The organism is Streptomyces sp. NPDC006529, from assembly GCF_040611795.1.
Taxonomy (GTDB): Bacteria; Actinomycetota; Actinomycetes; order Streptomycetales; family Streptomycetaceae; genus Streptomyces.
In genome coordinates this window covers 1-1154 of the sequence record NZ_JBEXPB010000142.1, presented here as the reverse complement: position 1 = coordinate 1154, position 1154 = coordinate 1, and the positions used below count along the sequence as shown (strand labels likewise).

Below are 1154 nucleotides of genomic sequence, written 5' to 3'. Positions count from 1 at the left end.
TCGGTTCGGGACTTCGTTGCCGGGCGGCTGCCGGCGTATATGGTTCCGTCGGCTGTGGTGGTGCTGGAGGCGCTGCCGCTGTCGGTGAACGGGAAGCTGGACCGCAAGGCCCTGCCCGCCCCGGAAATGCCTGCCATGGGCGGCAACAGCGCGGGCCGACGTCCGGCCAACGTCCAGGAGGAGATCCTTTGCGCGGTCTTCGCCGAGGTTCTGGGCGTCGAGAGCATCGGTGTCGACGATGACTTCTTTGCCCGAGGTGGCCACTCCCTGCTCGCCATCAGGCTGGTGAGCCGGATCCGCACCGTACTGGGTGTGGAGGTCCCCCTTCGTGAATTGTTCGAGGCGCCGACCGTCGCGGCACTCGGTCAGAGGCTGGCGGGAGCCGATTTGGCCCGCACGGAACTTACGAAGTGGGACCGGCCCGAGCGGATCCCTTTGTCCTACGCCCAGCGCCGGCTGTGGTTCATCAGCCAGCTGGAGGGCTCCAGCGCTACACACAACATCCCGGTCGTCCTGCGGCTGACCGGCAGTGTGGACGCCCAAGCGCTCGACGCGGCCCTGCGGGATGTGATCGGCAGGCATGAAGTGCTGCGCACGGTCTTCCCCACGGTCGATGGCGAGCCGTACCAGCACATCCTCGCGGCGGACGAGGTCGAGTGGCAGCTGTCGGTGGCAGAGCCGGCTTCCCGGACGGATCTCGACAGCGCGGTGGCCGGCGCTGCAGGTCATGTCTTCGATCTCGCTTCGGAGATACCGATCCGGGCGTGGCTGTTCTCTGAGGGTTCCCGCGAGCACGTGTTGGTCGTGCTGGTGCACCACATCGCCAGCGACGGCTGGTCGTCGGGGCCGCTGGCGCGGGACCTGTCGACTGCCTACGCGGCCCGGTGCGCCGGGCGTGGTCCTGCATGGGAGCCGTTGGCGGTTCAGTACGCCGATTACGCGCTGTGGCAGCGTGAGGTGCTGGGCGACGAGCGTGACCAGCAGTCTCTGATCAACAGGCAGGCGGCGTATTGGCGTGGGGCCCTGGAGGGCGCTCCCGAGGAGTTGGGGCTGCCTTTTGATCATGTGCGGCCGGCGGTGGCGGGTCATCGTGGGCATGGTGTGGCGGTGGAGGTTCCGGCTGAGGTCCATGCGCGGTTGGCGGGGGTGGCGCG

1 protein-coding gene is annotated in these 1154 nt (G+C 68.3%); it reads left to right on the top strand.

The window, feature by feature from the left end; genetic code table 11:
* Positions 1-54 precede the first annotated feature (54 nt).
* Positions 55-1154 (top strand): condensation domain-containing protein (locus ABZY31_RS31290; protein WP_356417089.1); only part of this gene is annotated, 1100 nt, incomplete at its 3' end.